This is a genomic window from Phyllobacterium pellucidum (genome assembly GCF_013327855.1).
Classification (GTDB): Bacteria; Pseudomonadota; Alphaproteobacteria; order Rhizobiales; family Rhizobiaceae; genus Phyllobacterium; species Phyllobacterium pellucidum.
In genome coordinates, this window is record NZ_JABUMX010000001.1 from 401,667 (window position 1) to 426,633 (window position 24,967).

A 24,967-nucleotide genomic window follows, 5' to 3' on the forward strand; every position below is an offset into this window, starting at 1 on the left:
CTGACTTCTTATTGATTGGCTTGACGTTTGGCGGTCGAGCCACTTTGATCGGCACTGATTTGATTGGTTGGAAACATGCCCAGAAACAACGCCTACTCACTGCCGAACCTGTTGACCTATGCCCGTATCATCGCGGTTCCCCTCGTCGTCATTTGCTTCTTCCTCGAAGGCAGGCTGCAATCGAGCGACGCTGCGCGGTGGGGCGCGCTGGCCATCTTCCTGATCGCCAGCATTACCGACTTTTTCGATGGTTATCTCGCCCGTATCTGGCAACAGACTTCTACGATCGGGCGTATGCTCGATCCCATCGCCGATAAACTGCTGGTTTCCGCCGTCCTCCTCCTTCTCGCTGCGGACGGAACGATAGCAGGCTGGAGCCTTTGGGCGGCCATCATCATCCTTTGCCGGGAAATTCTTGTTTCGGGCCTGCGCGAATATCTTGCCGAACTCAAGGTCAGCGTGCCGGTCAGCCGGCTGGCGAAATGGAAGACGACGATCCAGATGATCGCGATCGCGTTTTTGCTGACCGGCCCGGCCGGCGACAAGATCGTGCCGATCGTGACAATAACCGGCATTATTCTATTGTGGATTGCCGCGCTCATTACGCTGTACACTGGCTGGGACTATTTCCGCGCCGGCCTGAAGCACGTCGTCGATTAGAGAGGTTTCGATATGACCAAGCTCGTCTATTTCGCATGGGTACGCGAGCGAATCGGCAAAGGCGAGGAAGACCTCGAACTGGCTCCATCGATCGTAACCGTCGGCGACCTTCTCGCGCATCTGAAGCAACGCGGCGACGAATATGAGGCGGCATTCGAATATCCAGAGGTCATCCGGGTTGCTATCGACCAGGAGCATGTCGAGCACGACGCGCCGATCCAGGGTGCGCGCGAAATCGCCCTCTTCCCGCCGATGACCGGGGGATGAAATGGGTTCGGTCAAGCCCCTCGTCCGGATTCAGGGTGAGGATTTCGATACAGCCTCCGAGATTGCCCGCCTGACCGAAAACCGCCGCGGCATAGGCGCCGTCGTAACATTCAGCGGCCTTTGCCGCGACGAGGCAGGAACGCTCGCCGCGCTCGAGATCGAGCATTATCCCGGCATGGCCGAAGCCGAGATCACCCGCATTGCCGACGAGGCCCTGGCGCGCTGGAGCCTGGACGGGCTGACGGTCATCCATCGCTACGGCTTCATCAAGCCCGGCGAAAACATCGTCCTTGTGGTTGCGGCCTCGGCGCATCGGCAGGCGGCTTTCGAAGCCGCGTCGTTCCTGATGGATTACCTAAAAAATGCCGCACCTTTCTGGAAAAAACAGCATCTCGTTGGCAGGGATGGCGAGAACAGCTGGGTGGAAGCCAAGGCAACGGACAAGGAAGCGCTAAGGCGCTGGCAGAAGAAAACCAAATGAACCGGATAGCAATCGGATCGCTTGTCATCGGCTTCATCGCCGCCGTCGTACTTCTTGGACTGTCGCTGACAGCGCGCAGTGCGGAAGCCGCCGGGCAATTGACCGACATCAACTGGGTTGCGGAAGATCTCAATGGCCGCGGCGTCATCGATTATGCGCAGACGACGCTGCTCATCGGGCCGTCGGGCGCCGCGAGCGGCTCGGGGGGTTGCAATCGTTTCGCAACGACTGCGACGATCAACGGGGCGAAGATCAGCTTCAAGCCAGCTGCGGCGACGCGCATGATGTGTGCGCCTGCCGTCATGGACCAGGAGCAGAAATTCTTTGCGGTCCTGGAAGAGGCGCGGACCTATTCGGTCGAGGCCGCTACGGGAAAGCTCTTTCTATACGACAAGGACGGCAAGATCGTCGCCCGCCTGTCGCGATAGACCTCCAGAAACAAAAAAGCCGGGCACTTGGCCCGGCTTTTTCAATTCGATTATCAGGTATCAACCGACGATTTCGGTGCCCGAGAACCAGTAGGAGATTTCCTCGGCAGCGGTTTCGGGAGCATCCGAGCCGTGTACCGAATTCTCGCCGATCGACAGGGCGAACAGTTTGCGGATCGTGCCTTCGTCGGCATTGGCCGGGTTGGTCGCACCCATGATTTCACGGTTGCGGGCAATCGCGTTCTCGCCTTCGAGGACCTGTACGATCGTCGGGCCGGAGGACATGAACTCGACGAGCTCGCCAAAGAACGGGCGTTCCTTGTGGACCGCGTAGAAGCCTTCGGCTTCGCGGCGGCTCATCCAAACGCGCTTCGAAGCAACGACACGAAGGCCGGCCTCTTCGAACTTCTGGATAATGGCACCGGTGAGATTGCGACGCGTCGCGTCGGGCTTGATCATCGAGAAAGTGCGTTCAATCGCCATGGGAGTAAACCTTGTCATGAGGGAAATTGGTGGCGACCCTATAGCGGCAGGCAGTGCTTTTGCCAAGGGCTCGCCGCGATAAAGGCGATGGCGCCAAACTCATCGCTGCCTGCCATGCTCGGGCGGGCCCATCCTTGGCGCAGAATAAAATCGCGTGGAAAGATGGCATCGTTTGGATAATGTGTCAGCAGGACTGACTCTTATCGGCGGAACTCAACGTCATGGAACAGCATTTTCGCATGTTCGCAGCCTATAATCGCTGGGCGAACGAGCGGCTATACGCGGTAGCGGCCGAACTCGATGACGAGGAGTATCGCCGCGATATGCGCGCTTTCTTTGCGTCGATGCATGGGACGCTCAACCATCTTCTCGTCACCGACCGCATCTGGCTTTTCAGGTTCACTGGTGAAGGCGAAGCGCCGAAGGGCCTCGATGCGATCCTCTTCGACACGTTCGAGGATCTCAGGATTGCGCGCGTAAAGGAAGATGCCCGCATCATCGACTGGGTCAGCAGCCTGGATGCAGCGGCCATCGGCGGGCGCTTCACCTATACTACCGTGAGCGATATGCGCACGATCAGCCAAAGGCTTGCCCCGGCGCTGGCGCATCTGTTCAACCACCAGACGCATCATCGCGGCCAGGCGCATGCCATTCTGACGGCGCTCGGCAAGACGGCTCCATCCTTCGATCTGATCCAGTTTCAGCGAACGGAAGAAGGCCGCCCCTACGCCTGACGCCATTTTCCGCTCCGTTCGGAACATATCTGCAACAGGAGCGGCTTGCGAAATCGGCATTTCCCGTGCAAAAGCGCGGCCATGCTTATTCTCGACAATATATCCGTGCGCATGGCCGGCCGCTTACTGATCGATCACGCCAGCCTCAACCTGCCTTCGGGCACGAAGGCCGGACTGGTCGGGCGCAACGGCGCCGGCAAGTCGACACTGTTCAAGGTCATCACCGGCGAGCTTCACGCCGAGACGGGCGATTTCTCGCTGCCGAAGAACGTGCGCATCGGCCAGGTGGCGCAGGAAGCGCCGGGCACCGAAGACTCGCTGATCGAGATCGTGCTGGCCGCCGATACTGAGCGCAGCGCCCTATTGGCGGAAGCCGAGAGCGCAACGGACCCGCATCGCATCGCCGATATTCATATACGGCTTGCCGATATCGACGCGCATTCGGCGGAAGCGCGCGCCGGCGCGATCCTTTCGGGTCTCGGCTTCGACGCGGAGGCGCAGAAGCGGCCCGCCTCGTCTTTTTCGGGCGGCTGGCGCATGCGCGTTGCCCTGGCGTCAGTGCTGTTCGCCGAACCCGATCTTCTGCTCCTTGACGAGCCGACCAACTATCTCGACCTAGAAGGCACCCTGTGGCTCGAAGATTATGTGCGCCGCTATCCGCATACGGTCATCCTCATCAGCCATGATCGCGACCTTTTGAATTCCTCGGTCAACGCGATCATCCATCTCGACCAGACCAAGCTGACGCTGTGGCAGGGCAATTATGACCAGTTCGAGCGCCTGCGCAGTGAAGCGCTGGAGCTGCAGCAAAAGCAGCGCACCAAGCAGGAAGCCCAGCGCAAGCACATGGAATCCTTTGTCGAGCGCTTCCGGGCCAAGGCATCCAAAGCAAAGCAGGCCCAATCGCGCCTGAAGGCGTTGCAAAAGCTGAAGCCCATCGCCGCCGTCATCGAGGATCATGTCCGGCCGTTCCATTTTCCCGAGCCCGAAAAGGTCGTGGCATCGCCGATCATCGCCATCGAGAACGGCGAAGTCGGCTACACGCCGGGCAAGCCTGTATTGCGGCACCTCAATCTGCGCATCGACGCCGACGACCGCATCGCCCTCCTTGGTTCGAACGGCAACGGCAAGTCGACGCTGGCAAAGCTCATCGGCGGCCGCCTGCCCTTGCAGAGCGGTCGCATGACCGTTGCGCCCAATCTCAAGATCTCTTTCTTCGCCCAGCACCAACTCGATGATCTGGTGCCGGAAGACAATGCGATCGAGCATGTGCGCAAACTGATGCCGGATGCGCCCGAAGCGAAGGTACGCGCGCGCGTCGCGCAGATGGGTCTTGCGACGGTCAAGATGAACACGGCGGCAAAGGACCTTTCCGGCGGCGAGAAGGCGCGCCTCCTGATGGGCCTTGCGACCTTCCACGGTCCAAACCTGCTCATCCTCGACGAGCCGACCAACCATCTGGACATCGATAGCCGCGAGGCGCTGATGTATGCGCTCAACGATTTCAACGGCGCGGTCATCCTCATCGCCCACGACCGCCACCTGATCGAGGCGACGATGGACAGGCTGTGGCTCGTTCGTGACGGCGGGGTTGCGCCCTATGATGGCGATCTCGACGCTTATCGCGCACTCGTGCTTGCCGATGCAAAGGCGGAACGCTCCGGTAGCGGCAAGGCGACCGTCGATGAAGGGCAGAAGCTGACCAAGGCCGAGCAACGCAAGCTGGCGGCGCAGCGGCGCGAAGCGTTGAAGCCCCTGCAGAAGAAGATCCATGAGGCGGAGGCGCAGGTTCAGCGCTTCCAGAAGAAGATCGACACGTTGCAGGCGCAGCTCGCCGATCCGGTCATCTATTCGCGCGAACCTGCCAAGGCGACGCAGATTGGCAAGGAGATCGGCTATGCCAAGACTTCGCTCGCCCGCGCCGAAGAGGAATGGCTGACGCTGTCAGGCGAATATGAGGAAGCGATGGCGGAACTGGCGCAGTAAACTGTGCCTAAGCTTCGGGTGGGATCAGCACGGTCGTATAGGGCGAGTGCAATTGCCAGCCTAAGGTCTGATAGAGCGCCCGTCCCTCCGGCGTTGCGACGAGAGCGGCATGGCGAATGCCGTTCTCGTGCGAAAGACGCTCCAGCTGCTTCATGAGCGCACGGCCGAGCCCGCGGCGGCGGTGGTTTTCATGCGTGCGGATGCGGTCATAAACGGCGAGTTCGCCGGGAAATGCGATGCGCCCGGTCGCAGCGATCTCACCGCCACCGTCCAGAATATTGAGAAGCGTTACACCCGCGCCAAGCTCCTCGCGGGAAAAGGAATAGCCGTCCGGCAGCGACGCATCTTGCCCGACCATTTCTCCGGAAAGCAGCATCATGTATCCCGGCGGCCCGATGTGCCATCGGCGCGGCAGATTTAACCCGACCGTTTTCGCGGGCGCGCAAACTTTAAGGAAGACGAAAGGCTCGCGGATGGCTTCAGCGTGCTCCAGGACATGGTCGGAATATGCCGGAAACAAGTGCCGCCGCTTCTGGTCAGGCAAGCCGACCTCGATGCGGTAAGCGCCATGCTCGAAAACGGGCGCCGCCACCTGCCGTGTCAGCGCCCATCCTTTCGCCCAAATCCCGACAATCGCCGGATCGGCTTTCAAATCGTCTTCATTCGCCATGCGCTGTCTATAGCGGCTTGTGCAATTCGATCGCCAGCGGATTCTTCTTGCGAAGCGGCAGGGCAAAGCCCGCGATCATTGCGCCGAGGCCAATGATCGCCGAAACCGTGAATATGGTAATCGTTGCATCGCGTAGGCCATCGGGCGTCGTCGCCTCGGGGTAACCGGCGGCATTGGCGGTAAGACCCGCCACTGCTGCGCCGATCGCATAGCCCGCCGATTGTAACGTCGGCAGCAGCGCCGAGGCGCGGTCACGCTCACCGCTGCGGGCAGCCTCCATGACGTTCTGGCTCAGAAACCCTCAGCTTACACCAAAGCCGGTGCCAATGCTCATCTGTCCGAGCATCACGACGAGCGGAATATCCAGCGAGAAGCCGACGACAATGACGGCGAGGCCAGTAACAAGCAGGGCCGGCCCAAGCCGGATCAGGAAGGCGCGGCGAGACGGACTCTGAATATTGGCCACGAGGATAGCGCAGGTGCTCCAGGCGATGGCAAAGGTCGCGCTGAAGGCACCTGCCTTGGTCGGACCGTAGGACCAGAGGTCCTGTAGCGTCATAACCAGGTAGACGGATGTCGATGCCTGTGCCACCGGCATCAGCAGGACGACCCAGAGGCCGATACCGACCGTCGAATTCAAAGCAAAGGCGTCCGAAGGAAAGAGCGGCGTGTGGCTGCGGCGGTCGAGGATGATAACGCAGACGAGCACCAGGCCGGCCGCTGCAACGAACACGACCTCAAGCCCGAGATTGTTGGCGATGCCGGCAAGAGCAACGAGCATGATACCAGTACCGATCGCCGCGAGGCGAAAGATCGGCACAGAATGGCGTGATACTTCACCGGAAAATTTCGGCACGATGCGCAAAACAAGGGCGATGAATATCAGCCCCAGCGGAACATTGACAAGGAAGGCGGCGCGCCAGGAAAAATGCTCGGTCAAAAGCCCGGATGCCAGCGGGCCGCCAAAGGCCGCGGTGGCCCAGACCAGGGCCTCGGCACCAAAAACCTTGGCGACCAGCCGCGACGGGAAGAGTTCGGGAATGAGCGCATAGCAGATGGCGGCGATGATGCCCTCGCCCAGTCCCTGCAAGGCGCGGCCCACGAGCACCTCCGGCATTGAAGACGCAAAGGCGGCGATGAGCGTGCCGAGCAGAAAAATCAGCCCGGAGCCGACGAGTGTCGTGCGCGCGCCGAACCTTCCCTTCAGAAGTGCGCCGCTGGCGCCGCCGACGATGGAAAGCACCAGATAAAGCGTGAAGGCCCAGGAAATCAGTTCCAGACCGCCGATTTCGCGAACAGCGGTCGGAAGCGATGTCGAGACGAGGAAGCCGTTGAACGCAAAGAGCGCAACCCCGAGGCAAAGCGTCGTCGTTGCAGCCGAGTAGCGCGGATCCAGCAGTTCCGACCAGCCAGCGTCGCCGGCATTTTCCTTTACTTCCGACATGGCAATTCCTGATTTAATAAGTTTTATATTTTTATATTCCGTCCAATTAAACAAGCAATAGCTTTTTTAATTTTTTTCCATAAGCTCAAGCCATGCAGGACCGTACGACAAACCGCATGCTATATTCACTGAAAGTGGCTGGTCCGCAGACCGCCGCCGCCCTCGCCGACCGACTGGATATTACCGCCGTCGCTGTCCGTCAAATGCTTGGGCGATTGCATGAGGGCGGCCTTGTCGCCTTTGAAGACAGCCGCGAAAGCGTCGGACGGCCCAAGCGCTTCTGGCACCTGACCGATGCCGGCAATGCGCAATTCCCCGACAATCATGCCGGTTTTACCGCCGATCTCTTGGCCTCGGTTTCATCCGTGTTCGGCGAAGCGGGCCTTGACCGGCTGATCTCGCACCGCGAGCAGGCGACGTTGAGCCAGTACCGCGCGGCACTTGACCCAATTCACTCTATCGAAGGGAAAGTCGAGCAGCTCGCCGAAATCCGCTCGGCGGAGGGCTACATGGCGGAAGCCAGGCGCGACCCCAATGGCGATTTGATACTCATCGAGAATCACTGTCCGATCTGTGTTGCGGCCAAGGCCTGCCAGAAACTGTGCAGATCGGAGCTCGAGGTGTTTCAGGCCGCGCTTGGGCCCGATGTCACGGTCGAAAGGTTCGAGCACATCCTCAAGGGCGCTCGCCGCTGCGCCTACCGGATCAGGCCAACCAGCAAGGGTCAGCTGGCGATGAAGCTGTAGAGCATCGGGCTCATATAGGTGGTCCCAGTTCGCCAGTAGTCGCGCAATGGACCGCCCTCGCATTCAAAACCGAGCTTGGTCACCAGCCGGATCGAAGGGGCATTATCCGGGTGAATGATCGCAGCGATGCGCCTTGTCTTGAGGTTTTCGATGCAGTGCGCCACCAGTCCCTGCACGGCTTCGCGCATCAGTCCGCGCCCATGCCAATTTGCGTTGAGGATATAGCCGATCTCCAGGCGATGGTTGCGCGCTTCGCGATGATGATAATTGACCATGCCGATGCATTCATCGGTTTTGGCATCGGCGACAGCCCAGGCAAGCGCGTCATAGGGCGATGTCGTCTTCGCAAGAATACGCACCCAGCGCCGCGTCTCGTCGATATCCTCGCAGGCGACGAAATCCCAGTAGCGCATGAGGCGTTCATTGCCGAGGCAAGCGTGGAGACCGCGGTCGTCGCGGGCCTCGAACTGCCGCAAGCGCAGCCGCTTCGTCGTAATTACCGGAAACGACCGGTCCATCACCGGCCCCATTTCGGCGGCGTCGGCACTTTTTCAACGGATTTGCGGCGGCGCGACCGGATGAGGCCGAAAACACCGATCGCGATCAAGGCAACGCCGCCCGAAACGATACGCCAATCTATGCTCCTTGCACCGCGGCGCAGGATCAGATCGACCCCGGCGACCTCGAGCCCGTCAAAATCGCCGGGACCGATGGTGAAGGTATAATTGCCCGATTCGACCGGATCGATATCGCCGATGCTGGCGCGATAGAACTGAGGGCCCTGCGGCGAGCCCTTGTTGCCGACCCGCCCGTTCAGATAATCCAGCGTCTTGACGAGAATGTCCTTGCCGTTCCGCGTCACCACTGCCGTCAGGGCCGTGCGCCCCTGCGTCGGCACGAAATTGCGTAGGGGCTGCATATCGACAAAAGCGCGCACCGGCGCATCGTTAACGTCGAGGCGGACGGTAACCGGCTTGTAGGGGCCCGGCCGATCATAAATGCGCCATGATCCGATCTCCTCACCGGAAAAATTTGTGGTTGCCCAGGGATAGGCCACGCCAAGGACGATTCCGGTCAGGAGAACGAGAAACAGAATCAGCCGCATCTGACAGCGCTCACGCTTTCTTCTCCCAACGACCCTCTGCGTTCTGCTGCCAATAGGTGAGCGTGTGCCCTTCGGCCTTCAACGCTTTCCACTGTTCCCGCGCTTGTTCGAGTTGCTGCTGGTCGTGGCCATCGAACATGAGCACCAGCCGGTCGTATTTCTCGACGTTGCGGGGTGCGGCGCCATCGACGAGGAAGCGCACCGTTGCGCCATTCGGATTGCCGTCGCCGGTCGTCAGAATGATCGGCTGCTCTTCCGGGTATGGCTCCAGATCGGTGGCATGGGCGAGGAACGAGGCGTCTGACCAAGTCCATAAATGGTTGTCGAGGCTGTCGCGGCGCTCTTCCGACCCTGTCTGGATAACCACCCTCCACTTGCGCTCCACCGATCGCTCGATCAAGCCGGGAAGCGCGTTTTCGAGCGTCGATTCCGTCAGATGGTAGAAAAGGATCTCGGTCATGGGGTCTCGGCGATCAGAATTTCGTATGTTGCGAACGCGTGGACGCCAAGATCGGCAACGTTCGAACACCGTTCCACCATTCACGCAAGCGCGGCTGTTCGTCAATGAGGTTCGAGCCGATCGCCACGCTGTCGGCCGCAGCAAGCACGCTTGCGAGATAAAACGTCGCCAGCGTCGGGTCGGCAAACGCGGCACCGGGCGATGCGGCGACAAATCCCTCAAGAGCCCGCAGGACGCGCCGCCCGTCTTCAATGCTTTCGCTCGAAGGCAGCTCGCCGTCACGCCACCAGAGCGGAACGTATATGCCCCACACGAGCGGCCGATAGCCGTAATTGTCGATGATGCGCATCAGCTGGCGCATGCGCGCCGCCATTTCCACGTCCGTCGGAGTGAGGCTCAATGGTTCTACGATGGCATCGATATAGTGGACTATGGCGTCCGTCTCATAGAGGCGAACGCCATCGATCTCGATGGCCGGAATGCGCTTGAAGGGATGGCGTAGATCGTAACCCTCCGGCACTGTTCCGCCTTCGAACGGATCGGTCTCGACCAGATCGAACGCCAAGCCCTTGGCGTGAAGGACGAGCCGCACGATCCGCGTATAGACGCTTTCATCGAGACCGTAGAGTGTGACGTCCACCAGACTAGCCTTCGAAATTGTCCCTTACCAGGCGGTCGAGGAGCCGAACGCCGAAGCCCGAGGCCCAGGACTGGCTGTATTCGGTTGCCGGTGAGCCCATCGCCGTGCCGGCAACGTCCAGATGGGCCCAAGGCGTATCGCCGACAAAGCGCTCCAGGAACTGCGCGGCGATGATCGCACCGCCGTGACGCCCGCCAATGTTCTTCATGTCGGCGTTCTTGGTGTCGATCAGCTTGTCATATTCATCGCCGAGCGGCATGCGCCAAAGCTTCTCGCCAGTCGCCTCGCCTGCATCGAAGAGTTGCGTGGCAAGCGTATCGTCGTTGGAGAAAAGGCCGGCGCGGTAGACGCCGAGCGCCACCATGATTGCGCCGGTCAACGTTGCAAGGTTGACCATAAACTTCGGATTGAACCGGTCGTTGCAATAATAGAGCGCATCGGCGAGGACGAGACGGCCTTCCGCGTCGGTATTCAGCACTTCAATCGTCTGGCCCGACATCGACGTGACGATGTCGCCGGGGCGCTGCGCGTCGCCATTCACCATGTTCTCGACGAGGCCGATGATGCCGACCGCGTTGACCTTGGCCTTGCGGGACGCGAGGGCGTGCATGAGACCGGTCACGGCAGCGGCGCCGCCCATGTCGCCCTTCATTTCATCCATGCCGGCCGCAGGCTTGATGGAGATGCCGCCGGAATCGAAGGTAACGCCCTTGCCGACAAATGCGATCGGCTTGTCCTTGCCCTTGCCGCCATGCCACTCCATGATCGCAAGGCGCGCCGGACGGACAGAGCCCTGGGCAACGCCCAGAAGCGAGCCCATGCCGAGCTTTTTCATGTCCTTCTCGCTGAGGATTTCGACCTTCACATCGAGCTTCTTCAACTCCTCGACACGTTCGGCAAATTCGACCGGGCCAAGAATGTTGGCGGGTTCGTTCACAAGGTCGCGCGCCAGGGTCACGCCGGCAGCGATGGCCTCGACGTCCGAAAAAGCCTTCTTTGCCGCCTGCGGATCGGCAACATGGATGGTGATGCTGGCCGCCGACTTGCTCTCCTTGGCCTCATCGTCGTTCTTGCCCTTTTTCGTCTTGTATTTGTCGAAGGTATAGGCGCGCAGCAGCATGCCCAGCGCGAACTCGGCAGCGTTTTCGGCGGAAATTTCGCTGGCCTGCAAAGCCAGGATCACCGAAACATCCTTTGCCTTGCCCAATTTGGAGAACGCCGCGCCGCCGATCTTCAACCAGTCATCCGCCTTGAGCTTGGCCGGGTCGCCGGTGCCGACGAGGACGAGACTTTCGAGTTCGGTGGACGGCGCTACAGTCGACAGGGTTGCAGCGAGTTTTCCCTTGAAATCCGAGACACCGATGATACGCGAGAGCAGCGCCTGCCCGACGATAGATTCGGCCTCTGCAGCGGTCTTGCCCTCTGCGGCGACAAGCACGATGGCAGTACCTTTTTCGACGGCTGCAAATTTGGCGAAACCGATGGATGGGCGTTTGGACATGATATCTCCAGATCGAACAAAAACGTGATTTTCCTATTCACCAGAGCGGTGAAAGAAGGGATGGTTGCGAAGAACCTTGACTAACACCTTGTTAACCAGCTTTCTTCGCCTATTTTTAGCCAAGCCTGACTAGAGTGAACATATGTCGGGTTTATTGAACATGTAACGGGTTCGTCCCATAGTGCGGCAAAAATAATGCCATGGAGTTCATGGCATGGATTAAGCAACCGGTGTTTTGTCGCCGGTCGGTCGAACAAAGTGGCGGTACTCTTTTGCGAAACATGACATGCGCCTGATTGAGATATATATCTTGCGACGGATCGTCGTCATGTTTTTTTCCGTCCTGCTGTCGGCGGTCGGGATCACATGGATCGTTCAGGTTCTGAACCGCATCAACTTCCTCACCACCAGCGGCCAAAGTTTTCTCTATATCCTGAAATTCAGCTCGAACCTGCTGCCGGCAGCATTTCCGATCGTGATGCCGTTCGCACTCGTGATCGCGGTGGCGCAGACGCTCTCGACCATGAATCAGGATTCGGAACTCGTCGTCATCAATGCCGCCGGTGCGCCACGCTCCGCCGTCATCCGCCCCGTTTTGCTGTTTGCGGTCGTCATTTCGGCAGCGTCTTTCCTCATCAACAATTTCATCGTCCCCTACTCATCGATGAACATGCGGCAGATGGTTGCCGAAGCGCGCTCCGACGTCATCAACCTCGTCGTGCAACAGGGCACGTTCAAGGAGATCGACACGGACCTTTATCTGCAAATCGAAAACCGCGACGCGAATGGTGCGATAAAGGGGCTTTTCGTCTCCGATTCGCGCGACAAGACGACCGACCTCATCTACTACGCCAAGGACGGTCTTGTATTCGATACGGGCGAGCAGAACCTTTTGATCATGAAAGATGGCGAAATCGATCGCCGCGACGTCCAGACGGGCAATGTCTCAATCATCAAGTTCAACACCTACGCGCTTGACCTTGCAGCAATGCTGCCGGCGGACGACGACAATGTCACCCTGTTTCCGAAGGACCGGCCACTGACCTATCTGCTGAGCCCGGATCCCAACGACAAATATTTCCAGCAGAACCCGCTGCGCTACCAGTCGGAACTGTACAAGCGCCTGACAGACTGGATGTATCCCATTGTTTTTGCGTTGATCTCGCTCGCGGCCGCGGCGGATTCGCGCTCGCACCGCGAAGCCCGGGTATCGGCATCGTTTACGGCGATCACCCTTAGTCTGATCGTGTTCTGGCTCGGCTATTCCGCCGGGCAGAGCAGCGACAAGAATGCCTCGGTACTGCCCCTGCTCTTTGCGTTCCCGATCGGCGCGGCCTTGCTGGCGACCTATGCACTTGTTACCAACCGCCAGATCGGCGTCCCGGTAAAGTGGAGCAACTGGGTTCGCGATGCCTTTGCGACGCCGCAGACCGCGTTTGCCGGAGCCGGCGCAAGGCTCTTCCGTCGCGGACGCGGAGGACGCTCATGATCGGCTGGACCCTCGGGCGCTACTTCTTCCTGCGCTATGTGCAGATCACGATGTATTTCCTTCTCGGCAGTTTCGCACTGGCGCTGATTCTCGACTTCACCGAACTCTCGGGCAAGCTCTCGTCGCTCCCCGACTATTCGGCAATCCAAGCCTTTGGCCTGTCGGTGATGCGCGTTCCCTACATCATGCAGCAGGTGTTTCCCTTCCTCGCCTTGTTCTCGGCAATGGCGACGCTGATTTCGCTCAATCGCAAATATGAGTTGGTCGTCGCGCGTTCGGTCGGCGTTTCCGCCTGGCAGTTCCTCCTGCCCGCCTGCACCGGCGCACTCCTGTTCGGCCTCGTCGCTATTTTGGTCGTCAACCCCCTCGCCGCCTGGGGCTTCGACCGCAGCGAGCAGATCACGGCAAACTGGCGTGCCGGCAAGGCCAATGACGTGCAGGCCGATCGGGTGCCCTGGCTGCGGCAAAAGACCGAAGATGGCGAGACCATTATCGGTGCAAAGTCAGTGGTCAATCGTGGGTTGCGCCTGGTCGATGCGACCTTCATCAGGCTCGACAAGAATCAGGACATTCTCGAGCGGCTCGACGCCAAGGTAGCCGACCTTGAAGAGGGCTACTGGAAGCTCGCCGACGTTACCAAATTCGTCCTCGGCTCGACCCCTGTCGCGCAGGACGAGGTTCGGATCCCGACGCATCTTCGCCCTGAATTCGTTGAAGAAAGCCTCGCTCGGCCCGAGACCATTCCTTTTTTTGAGCTGCGTAACAAAATTGCCGCAGCCCGCTCATTTGGCTATCCGGCCAACGCTTTTGACATGCATTTCCAGTCTTTGCTGGCTTTGCCGGCTCTTCTGATGGCGATGACTTTAATCGCTGCAACCGTTTCGTTGAAATTTGTTCGTTTCGGACAATCGGGGACGATGATTCTGGGTGGCGTCCTCGCAGGCTTCGTGCTTTATGTCGTCACTGTTGTGGTCAAGGCATTCGGGAACGCAGGATTCGTCCCGCCTTTCGTCGCCGCATGGACACCCGTGCTGATTGCAACATTTTTTGGGGTCTCCTTTCTGTTGCACAAGGAGGATGGTTAGAGTGGGATTGAATGTAACGCGCTCGGTGTTGCCGACGTGGTTCGCACGGCTGGCGTGCGGGACGGCGGTTCTATGCCTTGCGGGCGGGATTTCACTCCCAGCCTATGCCCAGATGGGCGGCGCTGATGCGCTTACCGCAAATGTCCAGACCAACCCGAATGCCCAGCTTCTGCTGGAATCGGACGAACTCGTCTATGACATCAACGCCAAGACCATTTCCGCAGTCGGCGGTGTACAGATCGATTATGACGGCAACAGGCTTGTTGCGCGTCAGGTTACCTATGACCAGAAGACTGGGCGTCTCAAGGCGATGGGCAAGGTCGAACTCGTCGAAAAAGACGGCAATCGCATCTATGCCGAAAATCTCGACGTTACCGACGATTTCCGCGAAGGCTTCGTCAATGCCTTGCGCGTTGAAGCAGCCGACAATACCCGATTTGCGGCAGAGAGCGCCGAACGTATCGGCGGCGAGCTGACCGTCTTCAACAATGGTATCTATACGGCGTGCGAACCGTGCCGCGCCAAGCCCGATCGTGCGCCGATCTGGCAGGTTCGCGCCCAGAAGATCGTATGGAACGGTAAGAAGAAAACCATCCGCTTCGAGCGCGGCCGCTTCGAAATGTTCGGCATGCCCCTGGCCTATCTGCCATCATTCGAAATTGCCGACCCGACCGTGAAGCGCAAGAGCGGCTTCCTCATGCCGAGTTACCAGCATGAAACCGAGCTTGGCTCGGGCATTTCTGTTCCCTATTTCTGGGCTCTGGCGCCGAACTACGACCTGACGACGACTGGCACCTACTATACCAAGCAGGGCTTTCTGGGCGATGTTGAGTGGCGGCACAGGCTGGCCAACGGCGCCTATACGTTAAGGCTCGCCGGCATCAGCCAGCAGGATCCAGGTACATTCTCCGACAGCGAGCCCGAAGATCAAAAAACGAATCGCGGCATGATCGGGTCGACGGGCGCGTTCCAGATCAATCCACGCTGGTCCTACGGCTGGAATCTCATGGCCCAGTCGGACAAGTCGTTCGCGTACCGCTATGGCATCGAAGGCTATTCGGGTTACAACATCACCGACCAGATTTATCTGACTGGACTTAACGATCGTAACTATTTTGATGCGCGGCTCTATCGCTTCCACGTCCAGGAAAGCATTCCGGATCAGAACCCCGACGGAACGCCGAATGGTTCCTCGCAGCCGAAGCAGCCATACGTCCTGCCAGTCGTCGACTATGCCTATTACCTGCCACAATCAGTGGCCGGCGGCGAACTTAGTTTCGACGTGAATTTGCAGAATCTGCATCGCGATGAAGAGGACGGCACCACGCCCATCGGCTTGAACCGTGCCGGTTATCTCTCCGGTATCGAGGGCAATGACGGCCGCATTACTGGCGAAGCTGAATGGAAACGCACATTCATCGCCGATAACGGTCTGGTGATCACCCCAATTCTCGCTTTGCGCGCTGATGGCATGTACGTCGATTCCGACTCGATCGGCGTGACCCGATCCGAGGCCTTCCGGGGCATGGCGACAGCCGGCATGGAAACCAAATGGCCGATACTCTTCTCCACGACGAGTTCGACGCATATTCTCGAGCCCACTGCGCAGCTCTTCGTGCGCAATGACGAGCCCTATAATGGCGAGATGCCGAACGAAGACGCGCAGAGCTTCGTCTTCGACGCCTCCAGCCTTTTCGACCGCGACAAATATTCCGGTTATGACCGCATCGAAGGCGGCACGCGCGCCAATCTCGGTTTCCGTTATTCCGGCACGTTCAACAATGGCTGGTCGCTCAACGGTATCGCCGGCCAATCCTTCCAGCTCGGTGGCCTGAATTCCTTTGCCGGGCCCGATTTCGTCAATGCTGGTGCCGAATCCGGGCTTGATTCGGCGCGCTCCGACTATGTGGCAATGATCGGCGCCAATCGCGGTGGCTTCACGTTGACAACCGGCGGCCGTTTCGACAAGGACTCCTTTGCAGTTCGGCGCGCTGAAGTTGCCAGCACCGAAACGGGTAAATACGGCTCGCTCTTCGTCAAGTATGCTTTCATCGACGCGCAGCCGACCTATGGCTTCACTGACGACAGGCATGAGGCAACCGTCGGCGGATCGTTGAAGATGACACCGAACTGGCGGGTTCTCGGATCCGGCACGTACGACATCTTCCATGAAGCGCTGGTCAAGCGTACGGCGGCCCTCGCCTATGACGACGAGTGCTTCACCTACATGATGTACTACCAGCAGGAACAACCGATCACCTCGACGGGTGATAAGGGCGACGAAACGACGAAGTTCGGCTTCAATATTTCGTTCCGGACGTTGTGGGAATTCGGCAAGCCGGTTGATATCGGCGGTATCTGATCGCTCGCATGACGGGCTGTACTTGCAGCCAGTCATGCTTTTGCCTTACTAGAGCGACAATAGAGTGTCACGAGAACCCATAAGACTACCATCCATTCGTCAAGAATGGCCTATGATCGGATATAGTGGAACATGATGGCGAGGAAACATCTACTTGTAGCACTTATTGCTACCGCTTTGACCTCTACGCTCCTGGGCGGAATGGCACTGCCTGCCGCGGCGAGCGAGGTCAAGGTCATCGTCAACGGTACTCCGATCACCGATTACGACATCACCAAGCGGGCCGCATTCCTCAAACTGCAGAAGAAAAAGGGCAACCTCAACCAGGAAGCCCGGGACGAATTGACAACCGAAGCGCTCAAGCGCCAGGAACTGAAGCGGCTCAATCTTCTTGTTTCGGACGGTGAAGTGAACGACGCTTATGCGCGGTTTGCCACCAACAACAAGATGTCGCTCGATCAGCTCAATACTATTCTCGATAAGTCTGGCGTCACTTCCACTCACTTCAAGGAATATATCCGCATTCAAATGAGCTGGGGCCGCGCGCTTTCCACACGCAACAAATCCCAGGGCGGCGTTCGCGTATCGGAACAGGAAGCCGTCCAACGCATGTTGAAGGATGGCGGCAAGAAACCGGTCTCTACCGAGTACAAGTTGCAGCAAGTCATCTTTGTTGTGCCGGCGAATAATCGCGGCATACTCGCGAAACGGCGGGCGGAAGCCAACGCCCTCCGCGCCCGCTTCAACGGCTGCGAAAACACGCGTGAGATCGCCAAGGGCACACTCGACGTGACGGTGCTCGATCTCGGCAAGTTCATCGAACAGGAACTGCCGCCGGAATGGTCGAAGCAGGTCATCTCGACGCCGGTCGGCCAGGCGACAACGACACTCGATACTGGTAAGGGAGTTGAATTCCTTGGTGTCTGCGCCTCGCGCCAGGTGTCGGACGACCGCGTTGCCCGCATGGTGTTCTCACAGGAGGATGCTGCGGCCACTGGCGACGGCAAGAAGGATGCGACCGCCGAAGCCGTCGATAAGAAATACATCGAAGAACTGCGCAGCAAGGCGAAAATCGTCAACGAATGATCGGATTGCACGCGCATGAATGCTGCCCTCGCCGTTAGTTCCGGTGATCCGTCGGGCATTGGCCCCGACATAGCCATTGCCGCGTGGCAATTGCGCCAGGAAATGCAAATCCCTGCCTTCTTCCTCCTCGCCGATCCGGACTTCGTTCGCTTGCGGGCATTGCGGTTGAGGCTGGATGTTCCGGTTGAGCCGACAAACCCTAAAGCTGCGGCAGGAGTTTTCGACCGGGCGCTGCCGGTCATACCGTTGCAGCACCCGCAGATCGACAGGCCGGGTGTGCCGCTGGTCGCGAATGCTGCCGCGACGATTGAGGCAATAGAGCGCGCGGTTGCGCTCACGTTGGCAGGTGACGCCCATGCGGTCGTCACCTGCCCCATCGCCAAGAAGCCGCTCTACGAAGCAGGATTCAAATATCCCGGGCACACCGAGTTTCTTGCGCATCTTGCCGGCGAATATCTCGGCCATAAGTTCACGCCTGTCATGATGCTGGCGGGTCCCGAACTTCGCGCGGTGCCAGTCACCATCCACATTGCGCTGAACAAAGTGGCGACGGTCCTGGATGCAGCGACAATTCTCACGGTTTCCCGCATCACCGCCCTCGCCCTGAAAGAGCAGTTCGGTATCGCTCATCCGCGCCTCGCCATTGCCGGGCTCAACCCGCACGCCGGCGAACACGGCAGCATGGGCATGGAAGACGAAACGATTGTTCGTCCAGCCGTCGAGACGCTGCGCGCCGAGGGTATCGACGCGCGTGGACCGCTTCCGGCTGACACCATGTTCCACGCCGCGGCGCGCACCCAATATGACGCAGCCATCTGCATGTATCACGATCAGGCGCTCATTCCGGTAAAAACGCTCGGCTTCGATGACAGCGTTAACGTAACCCTCGGCTTACCATTTGTCCGTACCTCGCCGGACCACGGCACCGCATTCGACATAGCCGGCACGGGAAAAGCCAAGCCCGACAGCCTCATCGCCGCGCTTCGGCTGGCCGGCGAGCTTCACGCCAAGCGCGCCCAATTGAAACGCCCTGCCGCATGAGTATCGACAGCCTGCCGCCGCTGCGAGAGGTCATCGAACGGCATGGCCTGATGGCGAAGAAATCGCTCGGGCAGAACTTTCTGTTTGATCTCAATCTGACAGCGAAGATTGCGCGGCAAGCGGGTGATCTCGCGGGACAAACCGTCATCGAGGTCGGGCCTGGTCCTGGAGGATTGACGCGCGCCCTGCTCGCGCAAGGCGCCAACGTCATCGCCATCGAGCGCGATGAACGCTGCCTTGCTGCCCTTCAGGAAATAGCCGACCACTATCCGGGTGCGCTCAAGGTCATTCCCGGCGATGCGCTGGAAGTCGACTTCACGCAGTTGGCCAATGGCAGCGAGGTCAAGATCGTTGCCAACCTGCCTTACAATGTCGGCACGCAATTGCTGATAGGCTGGCTCCTCAGCGAGCCTTGGCCGCCGTTCTACGCATCGCTGACGCTGATGTTCCAGCGTGAAGTGGCCGAACGGATTGTCGCGAGGCCGGGTTCCGACGCCTATGGGAGGCTCGGCGTTCTCGCAGGCTGGCGGACCGACGCAAAAATCACCTTCGATGTGCCGCCGCAGGCGTTTACTCCGCCGCCCAAGGTGACTTCATCGGTCGTGCACCTCGTCCCGCGCCAGTCGCCACTCGCGTGCGATGCTGCGACACTCGGGCGTGTGACCCAGGCAGCTTTCGGCCAGCGACGAAAAATGCTGCGGCAGAGCATCAAGCCGCTCGGCGGCGAGGCATTGCTTCAGAAGGTCGGGATCGACCCGACCCGGCGCGCGGAAACGCTCTCGATCGAGGAATTCGTCGCGCTCGCAAACGCTCTCTAGAGCTTTTCTTCCAGCAGGCCGCTGACAAAATCGAAGAGGCCCGGGCAGCGGTCACGCCGCAGCCGTTCGGCCGTGACGATCGACTGTACCTGGTGAAATGCTTCGTCGAGATCCTCGTTGACCACGACATAGTCGTAGGAACGCCAGCGCTCGATTTCGTTGCGCGCATTGCGCAGGCGCATATCGATGACTTCCTCGGTGTCTTCGGCGCGGCGATGCAGGCGCTGCTTGAGGTGCGCCATCGAGGGCGGCAGGATGAAGATACTGACAATGTCGCCCTTCATCTTTTCCTGGAGCTGCAACGCGCCCTGCCAGTCGATGTCGAAAAGCATGTCCCGACCATCGGCGAGAGCATTTTCAGCAGCCTCACGCGGCGTTCCGTAGAAATTGCCATGCACTTCGGCCCATTCGATCAGCGCGTCGCTGTCGCGCAGGCGTTCAAATTCACGAACCGAGATGAAGTGGTAGTGCACGCCTTCGATCTCGCTGGCGCGGCGCGGGCGCGTTGTCACGCTGATCGAAAGCGAGAGCTTCAATCCGGTATCATTGAGCAACAACCGGGCGAGCGTTGATTTTCCTGCGCCGGACGGGGACGACAGGACCAGCATGAGACCGCGTCGCTTGATGCTGTTGAACATGATTACTCCAAATTCTGAATTTGCTCGCGCAATTGATCCACAACGGCCTTCAGGTCAAGCCCAATTGTCGTGATCGATGCCGCATTGGCCTTCGAACAGAGCGTATTGGACTCGCGATTGAATTCCTGCGTAAGGAAATCGAGCTTGCGGCCAACGCCATTGCCTTCTTTCAGAAGCGCGCGCGCCGATGCCACATGCATCTCCAGCCGGTCGAGTTCCTCTTGGATATCCGCCTTGGTGGCGAGGAAGGCCGCTTCCATGTGCAGGCGCGCCTCATCGAGAGCAGGCGCCGCATCAAGAAGAAGGGCGACCTGAGCGGCGAGACGGGCACGAATGGCTTCTGGCGAGCGGCTCGGATCAAGCCGCGCCTGTTGCACAAGCATCTCGATCGTCGTGATCTGCACCCGCAATATCTCGCCGAGCGCCTTGCCTTCGGCCTGACGATTATGCGCGAGTTCGATGAGCGTTTCGTCAAGCACAGCCAGGACCGCGTGTTCGAGTTCGCTCTGGTCGCCCGGCAAGACCACCTCCTGCGGCACGTCCAGTACGCCGCGCAATGCCATCAGGCCCTCCGGCGTCGACGGCGCGAGGCCGTACTCCTCGCGAAGATGTGCGGCGATGGAAGCCAACTCCTTGAGGAGTGGCTCGTTGACGATGGCGCGACCGATATTGGCTGTGCGATCCACGGTCAGCGTCGCCTGGAAGTTGCCACGCTTGAAATGCTGCGCGACGAAATTGCGCGCCTTCAGTTCGATTGCTTCAAGCCCTGACGGCAGTCGAAACCGCACGTCGAGGCCCTTGCCGTTGACCGATTTGATCTCCCAGGAAATCTGTGCGCCGGCCATATTGCGAAGGTGCCGGGCAAACCCCGTCATGCTTTGCAGTGACATTGTGCCCCCTCGAGCCCGGCTTCAACGCGGGCTCGTCCGTTTAGTTGCCGCTATCGACGTCCGGTGCGGCGTTCTTGTCTCCTGTCGCCGCCTTGGCAGCCTCATCCAGGCGATTCTTCTCGACCTCGCGCCAGCGCTTCACATTATCATTATGTTCTTCAAGCGTCGCAGCAAACACATGACCGCCGGTCCCGTCGGCAACGAAATAAAGCTCGTTGGTCTGCGATGGATGGGCAACGGCCTCCAGCGCATCGCGCCCGGGATTGGCAATCGGCCCAGGCGGCAGCCCGTTCACCGTATAGGTGTTATAGGGTGTCGGCTTTTCGAGGTCCGATTTCAGGATAGGCCGATCCGTCGGCTTGCCCTTGCCGCCGAACAACCCGTAGAGGATCGTCGGATCAGACTGGAGCCGCATTTTCTTGTTGAGGCGGTTGATGAAGACAGCGGCGACGCGCGGACGCTCATCCGCCTTGCCGGTCTCTTTCTCGACGATTGAGGCAAGCGTGACGAATTCATCGATGGTCTTCAGCGGAACGCTGGGGTCGCGGCGCTCCCAGATGTCGTCGACAAGCTTCTTCTGGTCGGCCTGCATCTTCTTGACGAGTTCCTCGCGCGTCGTGCCGCGTGAGAAGCGCATCGTATTGGCAAAGAGCGAACCTTCCGCCGGCAAAACTGCGGGCAGATCACCAGTGAGAACATCGTCCTCCTGAATGCGCTCGAAAATCTGCTCGACCGTCAGTCCTTCGGGAATTGTCAGCGAATGAAGCACGGACTTGCCGCTGCGCAGAAGATCCATGATCTCGTGCATCGACGCCCCGGCCTTGATTTCATATTCGCCGGCCTTCATATCGTTCTGAAAGCCGTAGGCGCGCACTGCATATTTAAACACGCGCGCATCGGAAATGATGCCCCGGCGCTCAAGCCCGTCGGCAATCTCGGCAAAACCTGTACCGCTCTTCACCACGTAATTGGTTGTAACTTCGGTAGGCCCCGCCTCGTTGAAGGCGATTTTGCCGAAGTACACCGCAGCGGCGGCGGCCAACACCACCAGCACAACCAGCGAGAACAGAAAATTCGCGAAAACGACGATCTGGCTGCGGGCGCGCCGCGAACGCTTCTTCGGCGCAGGCGGGGGCGTACCCGGCTCAGGACGCAAAGCTTCCGACGCCGATTGCGGCACGATCGGTTTGCGCGCCGGCGCACTGCCGGCGTTCGCGTCTCCAGACTGTTGATCTGAGCTCACTCAAGCACCTCGGATATCCTCTGCTCTAGAGCCGGTAGAATCGATTGCGAATATGGCGAAAGCGCGAATGAGCGCTCCCGCCATGCTCGCATCACTGTTGATAACGCCGCAATACGAGCGAAGCGTTCGTGCCGCCGAAACCGAAGGAATTGGACAGGGCGATATCGATCTTGCGTTCGCGCGGCTTGTGCGGGACGAGATCGATCTTGGTTTCCTTCGACGGATTGTCGAGATTGATGGTGGCAGGCGCGATATTGTCACGAATGGCGAGGACGCAGAACACAGCCTCGGTGGAACCTGCCGCGCCGAGAAGGTGGCCGATCGACGACTTCGTCGAAGACATGGAAATTTTCGATGCAGCATCGCCGACAACGCGCTCTACCGCACCGAGTTCGATGGTGTCGGCCATGGTCGAGGTACCGTGCGAGTTGATGTAATCGATATCGTCAGGCGTTATACCAGCGCGCTTCAGGGCCATTTCCATGCAGCGCTGCGCACCTTCGCCATCCTCTGACGGGGCGGTGATGTGATAGGCATCGCCAGAAAGACCGTAGCCGATCACTTCAGCGTAAATCTTTGCACCGCGTGCCAGGGCATGTTCGAGCTCTTCAAGGACGACAACACCAGCGCCCTCGCCCATGACGAAGCCATCGCGGTCCTCGTCATAGGGCCGCGAAGCAGCCGTCGGATCATCGTTGCGCGCCGTCGACAACGCCTTGCATGCAGCAAAGCCGGCAAGCGAAATGCGGCTGACCGGTGATTCCGTACCGCCGGCAACCATCACGTCGGCATCGCCAAAGGCAATCAGACGCGAGGCATCGCCGATCGCATGCGCGCCGGTCGAACAGGCGGTGACGACCGAATGGTTCGGCCCGCGCAGCTTGTGCTTGATCGAAACGTGCCCGGAGGCGAGATTGATCAAGCGGCCCGGAATGAAAAATGGCGAAATGCGCCGGGGACCTCTGTCCCGCAGCGTATACCCAGCCTCGACGATACCCTCGAGACCGCCAATGCCCGATCCGATCAGCACGCCGGTGCGAATCTGGTCTTCATCGCTCTCCGGCGCCCATTTGGCATCGGCAAGCGCCTGATCGGCGGCCGCCACGGCGTAGATGATGAATGGATCGACCTTGCGCTGCTCCTTGGGCTCCATCCATTCATCCGGATTGAACGTCCCGTCGGTGCCGTCGCCTACCGGAATGCGGCAAGCGATCTTGCAGGGCAGATCATCAACTTCGAATTCCGTCACGCGCCGGGCACCACTTTGGCCTGCGAGCAAACGAGACCAGGTGGCTTCAACACCGGATGCGAGAGGAGACACCAGCCCAAGGCCGGTTATGACAACGCGCCTCATGGCCGATCCTTCAATGTCATATGCAACATGATTATTTCCGGCTCCACGCATGAACGAGGAAGGCAGAACACCTTACATCACCATCCACGCGGTGGCGAGCCGAACGAAAATCAGGCCTGTGCCTTGTCGATGAACTTGACCGCATCGCCGACTGTCAGAATCGTCTCAGCAGCATCATCGGGAATTTCGACGCCGAATTCTTCTTCAAAGGCCATCACGAGCTCGACAGTATCAAGGCTGTCGGCGCCCAGATCGTCGATGAAGCTCGCACCATCGGTGACTTTCTCGGCATCAACGCCCAGATGTTCAATGACGATTTTCTTGACGCGTTCTGCAGTATCACTCATGTGGAACCTCAACCTGTTTGTTTTTTCCTATGCCTTGGTTAGCGGCACGGATGACTCTAATCAAGCAATAAGATGGTTGTTTTACCCTGTTCGGCAGCCAAAACACCCACCCATGCGGCTCTTTCCTTGCGGAATTTGAAAGGACATCAAATCGGTTTGACTGCCCAAACTGGTGCGCGACTTATCACGCTTTATTCGTTGCCTCAATCTCATAAATGGGATTGGACCCAATACCCACCGATACCTGCACTAACAGGCTCAAATCATTGCCATGCCGCCGTTGACGTGAATGGTCTGGCCGGTGACGTATGCGGCCTCGCTGCTGGCAAGGTAGGCAACCGACGAAGCAACCTCGGCACCGGTTCCCATGCGGCGCATCGGGATGGCGGCCATGATGCTTTCCTTCTGCTTGTCGTTGAGCTTGTCGGTCATGGCCGATTCGATGAAACCGGGCGCGACGCAATTGACCGTCACGTTGCGGCTGGCGATCTCTTGCGCCAGCGACTTCGTAAAGCCGATAAGGCCGGCTTTTGACGCAACATAGTTGGTCTGGCCCGGATTGCCGGTTACGCCGACGACGGAAGTGATGTTGATGATGCGGCCATAGCGGCGGCGCATCATCGGATGCGTTAGCTCGCGTGTCAGCCGGAAGACTGCCGTCAGATTGACCTCGAGCACGCTGTCCCAATCGGCATCGCTCATGCGAACGAAAAGTCCGTCCTTGGTGATGCCGGCATTATTAACGAGGATGTCGACCCCTTCGAGGTCCGCTTCCGCCTTCTCGCCGAGCGCCTTGACCTCTTCGCGGCTCGAAAGGTTGGCCGGGAAAAGCTTGACGCGGTCGCTGAATTCGCTGGCCAGGGATTCCAGTTTCTCGACTCGGGTGCCATGCAGGCCGACTGTGGCGCCCTGTGCGTGCAGCATCCGCGCGATCGCCTCGCCAATGCCCCCTGTCGCGCCCGTCACGAGCGCCTTGCGGCCGGTCAGATCAAACATGGTATGTCCCTCT

The 24,967-nt window shown here is 59.3% G+C and carries 26 protein-coding genes and 1 pseudogene; 13 read left to right on the forward strand and 14 right to left on the reverse strand.

Translation table 11 applies throughout. The features are described 5' to 3' along the window. Positions 1-75: 75 nt before the first annotated feature. Genes pgsA through HQ945_RS01950 form a run of 4 tightly spaced genes read left to right on the forward strand, consistent with a single transcriptional unit; the run spans position 76 to position 1,836 of the window. A complete protein-coding gene (gene pgsA / locus HQ945_RS01935; protein WP_027229781.1) occupies positions 76-660 on the forward strand; it encodes a CDP-diacylglycerol--glycerol-3-phosphate 3-phosphatidyltransferase in 585 nt (194 codons plus the stop codon). A gap of 12 nt (positions 661-672) precedes the next feature. Continuing rightward, positions 673-927, forward strand: a complete 255-nt coding sequence (gene moaD / locus HQ945_RS01940; protein WP_113281921.1) for a molybdopterin converting factor subunit 1 — start codon at positions 673-675, stop codon at positions 925-927. A gap of 1 nt (position 928) precedes the next feature. Further along, on the forward strand, positions 929-1,408 hold the full coding sequence (locus HQ945_RS01945; RefSeq protein ID WP_091919044.1) for a molybdenum cofactor biosynthesis protein MoaE: 480 nt from the start codon (positions 929-931) through the stop codon (positions 1,406-1,408). After that, positions 1,405-1,836: an META domain-containing protein gene (locus HQ945_RS01950; RefSeq protein ID WP_113281922.1), complete on the forward strand. Its 432-nt coding sequence runs from the start codon at positions 1,405-1,407 to the stop codon at positions 1,834-1,836. Before HQ945_RS01945 ends, HQ945_RS01950 begins: the two co-directional genes overlap by 4 nt. A gap of 60 nt (positions 1,837-1,896) precedes the next feature. Here HQ945_RS01950 and ndk read toward each other — a convergent pair whose 3' ends face one another. Continuing rightward, complete coding sequence (gene ndk, locus HQ945_RS01955; RefSeq protein WP_027229784.1) at positions 1,897-2,319, reverse strand: nucleoside-diphosphate kinase; 423 nt, start codon at positions 2,317-2,319, stop codon at positions 1,897-1,899. A 221-nt stretch (positions 2,320-2,540) separates the two neighbouring features. On the opposite strand from ndk, the gene HQ945_RS01960 reads away from it, so the two are divergent. Both HQ945_RS01960 and HQ945_RS01965 read left to right on the forward strand, forming a co-directional pair. After that, the gene (locus HQ945_RS01960; protein ID WP_113281923.1) at positions 2,541-3,053 is read left to right on the forward strand and encodes a DinB family protein; all 513 of its coding nucleotides are present in this window, start codon (positions 2,541-2,543) and stop codon (positions 3,051-3,053) included. Between the two features lie 81 nt (positions 3,054-3,134). Next, entirely contained in the window at positions 3,135-5,039 is a 1,905-nt protein-coding gene (locus tag HQ945_RS01965; protein ID WP_091919050.1) for an ABC-F family ATP-binding cassette domain-containing protein, read from the forward strand. A 7-nt stretch (positions 5,040-5,046) separates the two neighbouring features. Here HQ945_RS01965 and HQ945_RS01970 read toward each other — a convergent pair whose 3' ends face one another. Both HQ945_RS01970 and HQ945_RS01975 read right to left on the reverse strand, forming a co-directional pair. Continuing rightward, a complete protein-coding gene (locus HQ945_RS01970; protein WP_051614481.1) occupies positions 5,047-5,709 on the reverse strand; it encodes a GNAT family N-acetyltransferase in 663 nt (220 codons plus the stop codon). 7 nt (positions 5,710-5,716) lie between these two features. Beyond that, positions 5,717-7,153 (reverse strand): annotated as a pseudogene (locus tag HQ945_RS01975) (MFS transporter). Positions 7,154-7,269: 116 nt separating this feature from the next. Between HQ945_RS01975 and HQ945_RS01980 the strand changes: the two are divergent. Further along, positions 7,270-7,899 carry a helix-turn-helix transcriptional regulator gene (locus HQ945_RS01980; protein ID WP_234576077.1) on the forward strand — a complete coding sequence of 210 codons (630 nt, stop codon included), beginning with the start codon at positions 7,270-7,272 and terminating at the stop codon, positions 7,897-7,899. On the opposite strand, the gene HQ945_RS01985 is transcribed toward HQ945_RS01980, so the two are convergent. From HQ945_RS01985 to HQ945_RS02005, 5 genes are read right to left on the reverse strand one after another with little or no spacing between them, the layout of a single operon-like run. Further along, positions 7,878-8,417, reverse strand: a complete 540-nt coding sequence (locus HQ945_RS01985) for a GNAT family N-acetyltransferase (protein ID WP_162737271.1) — start codon at positions 8,415-8,417, stop codon at positions 7,878-7,880. The genes HQ945_RS01980 and HQ945_RS01985 overlap by 22 nt on opposite strands. Further along, positions 8,417-9,004 (reverse strand): hypothetical protein, encoded by a 588-nt coding sequence (locus tag HQ945_RS01990; RefSeq protein ID WP_113281927.1) that lies wholly within the window; start codon positions 9,002-9,004, stop codon positions 8,417-8,419. Before HQ945_RS01990 ends, HQ945_RS01985 begins: the two co-directional genes overlap by 1 nt. A 10-nt stretch (positions 9,005-9,014) precedes the next feature. Next, the gene (locus HQ945_RS01995; RefSeq protein ID WP_091948969.1) at positions 9,015-9,464 is read right to left on the reverse strand and encodes a DNA polymerase III subunit chi; all 450 of its coding nucleotides are present in this window, start codon (positions 9,462-9,464) and stop codon (positions 9,015-9,017) included. A 13-nt stretch (positions 9,465-9,477) separates the two neighbouring features. Next, entirely contained in the window at positions 9,478-10,104 is a 627-nt protein-coding gene (locus tag HQ945_RS02000; RefSeq protein WP_162737272.1) for a glutathione S-transferase N-terminal domain-containing protein, read from the reverse strand. Between the two features lie 4 nt (positions 10,105-10,108). Beyond that, positions 10,109-11,605: a leucyl aminopeptidase gene (locus HQ945_RS02005; protein ID WP_174207611.1), complete on the reverse strand. Its 1,497-nt coding sequence runs from the start codon at positions 11,603-11,605 to the stop codon at positions 10,109-10,111. Between the two features lie 286 nt (positions 11,606-11,891). Between HQ945_RS02005 and HQ945_RS02010 the strand changes: the two genes are divergently transcribed. From HQ945_RS02010 to rsmA, 6 genes are all read left to right on the forward strand, one after another. Then, complete coding sequence (locus tag HQ945_RS02010) at positions 11,892-13,094, forward strand: LptF/LptG family permease (RefSeq protein WP_036813177.1); 1,203 nt, start codon at positions 11,892-11,894, stop codon at positions 13,092-13,094. Further along, the gene (lptG, locus tag HQ945_RS02015) at positions 13,091-14,179 is read left to right on the forward strand and encodes an LPS export ABC transporter permease LptG (protein WP_113281930.1); all 1,089 of its coding nucleotides are present in this window, start codon (positions 13,091-13,093) and stop codon (positions 14,177-14,179) included. The genes HQ945_RS02010 and lptG overlap by 4 nt, the downstream gene beginning before the upstream one ends. A 1-nt stretch (position 14,180) precedes the next feature. Continuing rightward, on the forward strand, positions 14,181-16,541 hold the full coding sequence (locus HQ945_RS02020; RefSeq protein WP_027229794.1) for an LPS-assembly protein LptD: 2,361 nt from the start codon (positions 14,181-14,183) through the stop codon (positions 16,539-16,541). Positions 16,542-16,673: 132 nt separating this feature from the next. Then, a complete protein-coding gene (locus HQ945_RS02025) occupies positions 16,674-17,627 on the forward strand; it encodes a peptidylprolyl isomerase (RefSeq protein WP_113281931.1) in 954 nt (317 codons plus the stop codon). Between the two features lie 15 nt (positions 17,628-17,642). Further along, positions 17,643-18,668, forward strand: a complete 1,026-nt coding sequence (gene pdxA, locus HQ945_RS02030) for a 4-hydroxythreonine-4-phosphate dehydrogenase PdxA (RefSeq protein WP_174207612.1) — start codon at positions 17,643-17,645, stop codon at positions 18,666-18,668. Continuing rightward, positions 18,665-19,486 (forward strand): 16S rRNA (adenine(1518)-N(6)/adenine(1519)-N(6))-dimethyltransferase RsmA, encoded by an 822-nt coding sequence (rsmA, locus tag HQ945_RS02035; RefSeq protein WP_113281933.1) that lies wholly within the window; start codon positions 18,665-18,667, stop codon positions 19,484-19,486. Before pdxA ends, rsmA begins: the two co-directional genes overlap by 4 nt. Here the strand turns inward: rsmA and gmk are convergent. The 6 genes from gmk to fabG form a co-directional block, all read right to left on the reverse strand. Further along, positions 19,483-20,124, reverse strand: coding sequence for a guanylate kinase (gene gmk / locus HQ945_RS02040; RefSeq protein ID WP_113281934.1), 642 nt, complete (start codon positions 20,122-20,124; stop codon positions 19,483-19,485). The two genes, rsmA and gmk, sit on opposite strands and share 4 nt — an antisense overlap. A 2-nt stretch (positions 20,125-20,126) precedes the next feature. Then, positions 20,127-21,014, reverse strand: coding sequence for a YicC/YloC family endoribonuclease (locus HQ945_RS02045; protein ID WP_113281935.1), 888 nt, complete (start codon positions 21,012-21,014; stop codon positions 20,127-20,129). Positions 21,015-21,054: 40 nt separating this feature from the next. Beyond that, on the reverse strand, positions 21,055-22,257 hold the full coding sequence (mltG, locus tag HQ945_RS02050; protein WP_036813190.1) for an endolytic transglycosylase MltG: 1,203 nt from the start codon (positions 22,255-22,257) through the stop codon (positions 21,055-21,057). Positions 22,258-22,348: 91 nt separating this feature from the next. Continuing rightward, positions 22,349-23,611, reverse strand: a complete 1,263-nt coding sequence (gene fabF, locus HQ945_RS02055; RefSeq protein ID WP_027229799.1) for a beta-ketoacyl-ACP synthase II — start codon at positions 23,609-23,611, stop codon at positions 22,349-22,351. A 110-nt stretch (positions 23,612-23,721) separates the two neighbouring features. After that, on the reverse strand, positions 23,722-23,958 hold the full coding sequence (locus HQ945_RS02060; protein WP_008128530.1) for an acyl carrier protein: 237 nt from the start codon (positions 23,956-23,958) through the stop codon (positions 23,722-23,724). Between the two features lie 258 nt (positions 23,959-24,216). Next, a complete protein-coding gene (gene fabG / locus HQ945_RS02065) occupies positions 24,217-24,954 on the reverse strand; it encodes a 3-oxoacyl-[acyl-carrier-protein] reductase (protein ID WP_113281936.1) in 738 nt (245 codons plus the stop codon). Between the last annotated feature and the right edge of the window lie 13 nt (positions 24,955-24,967).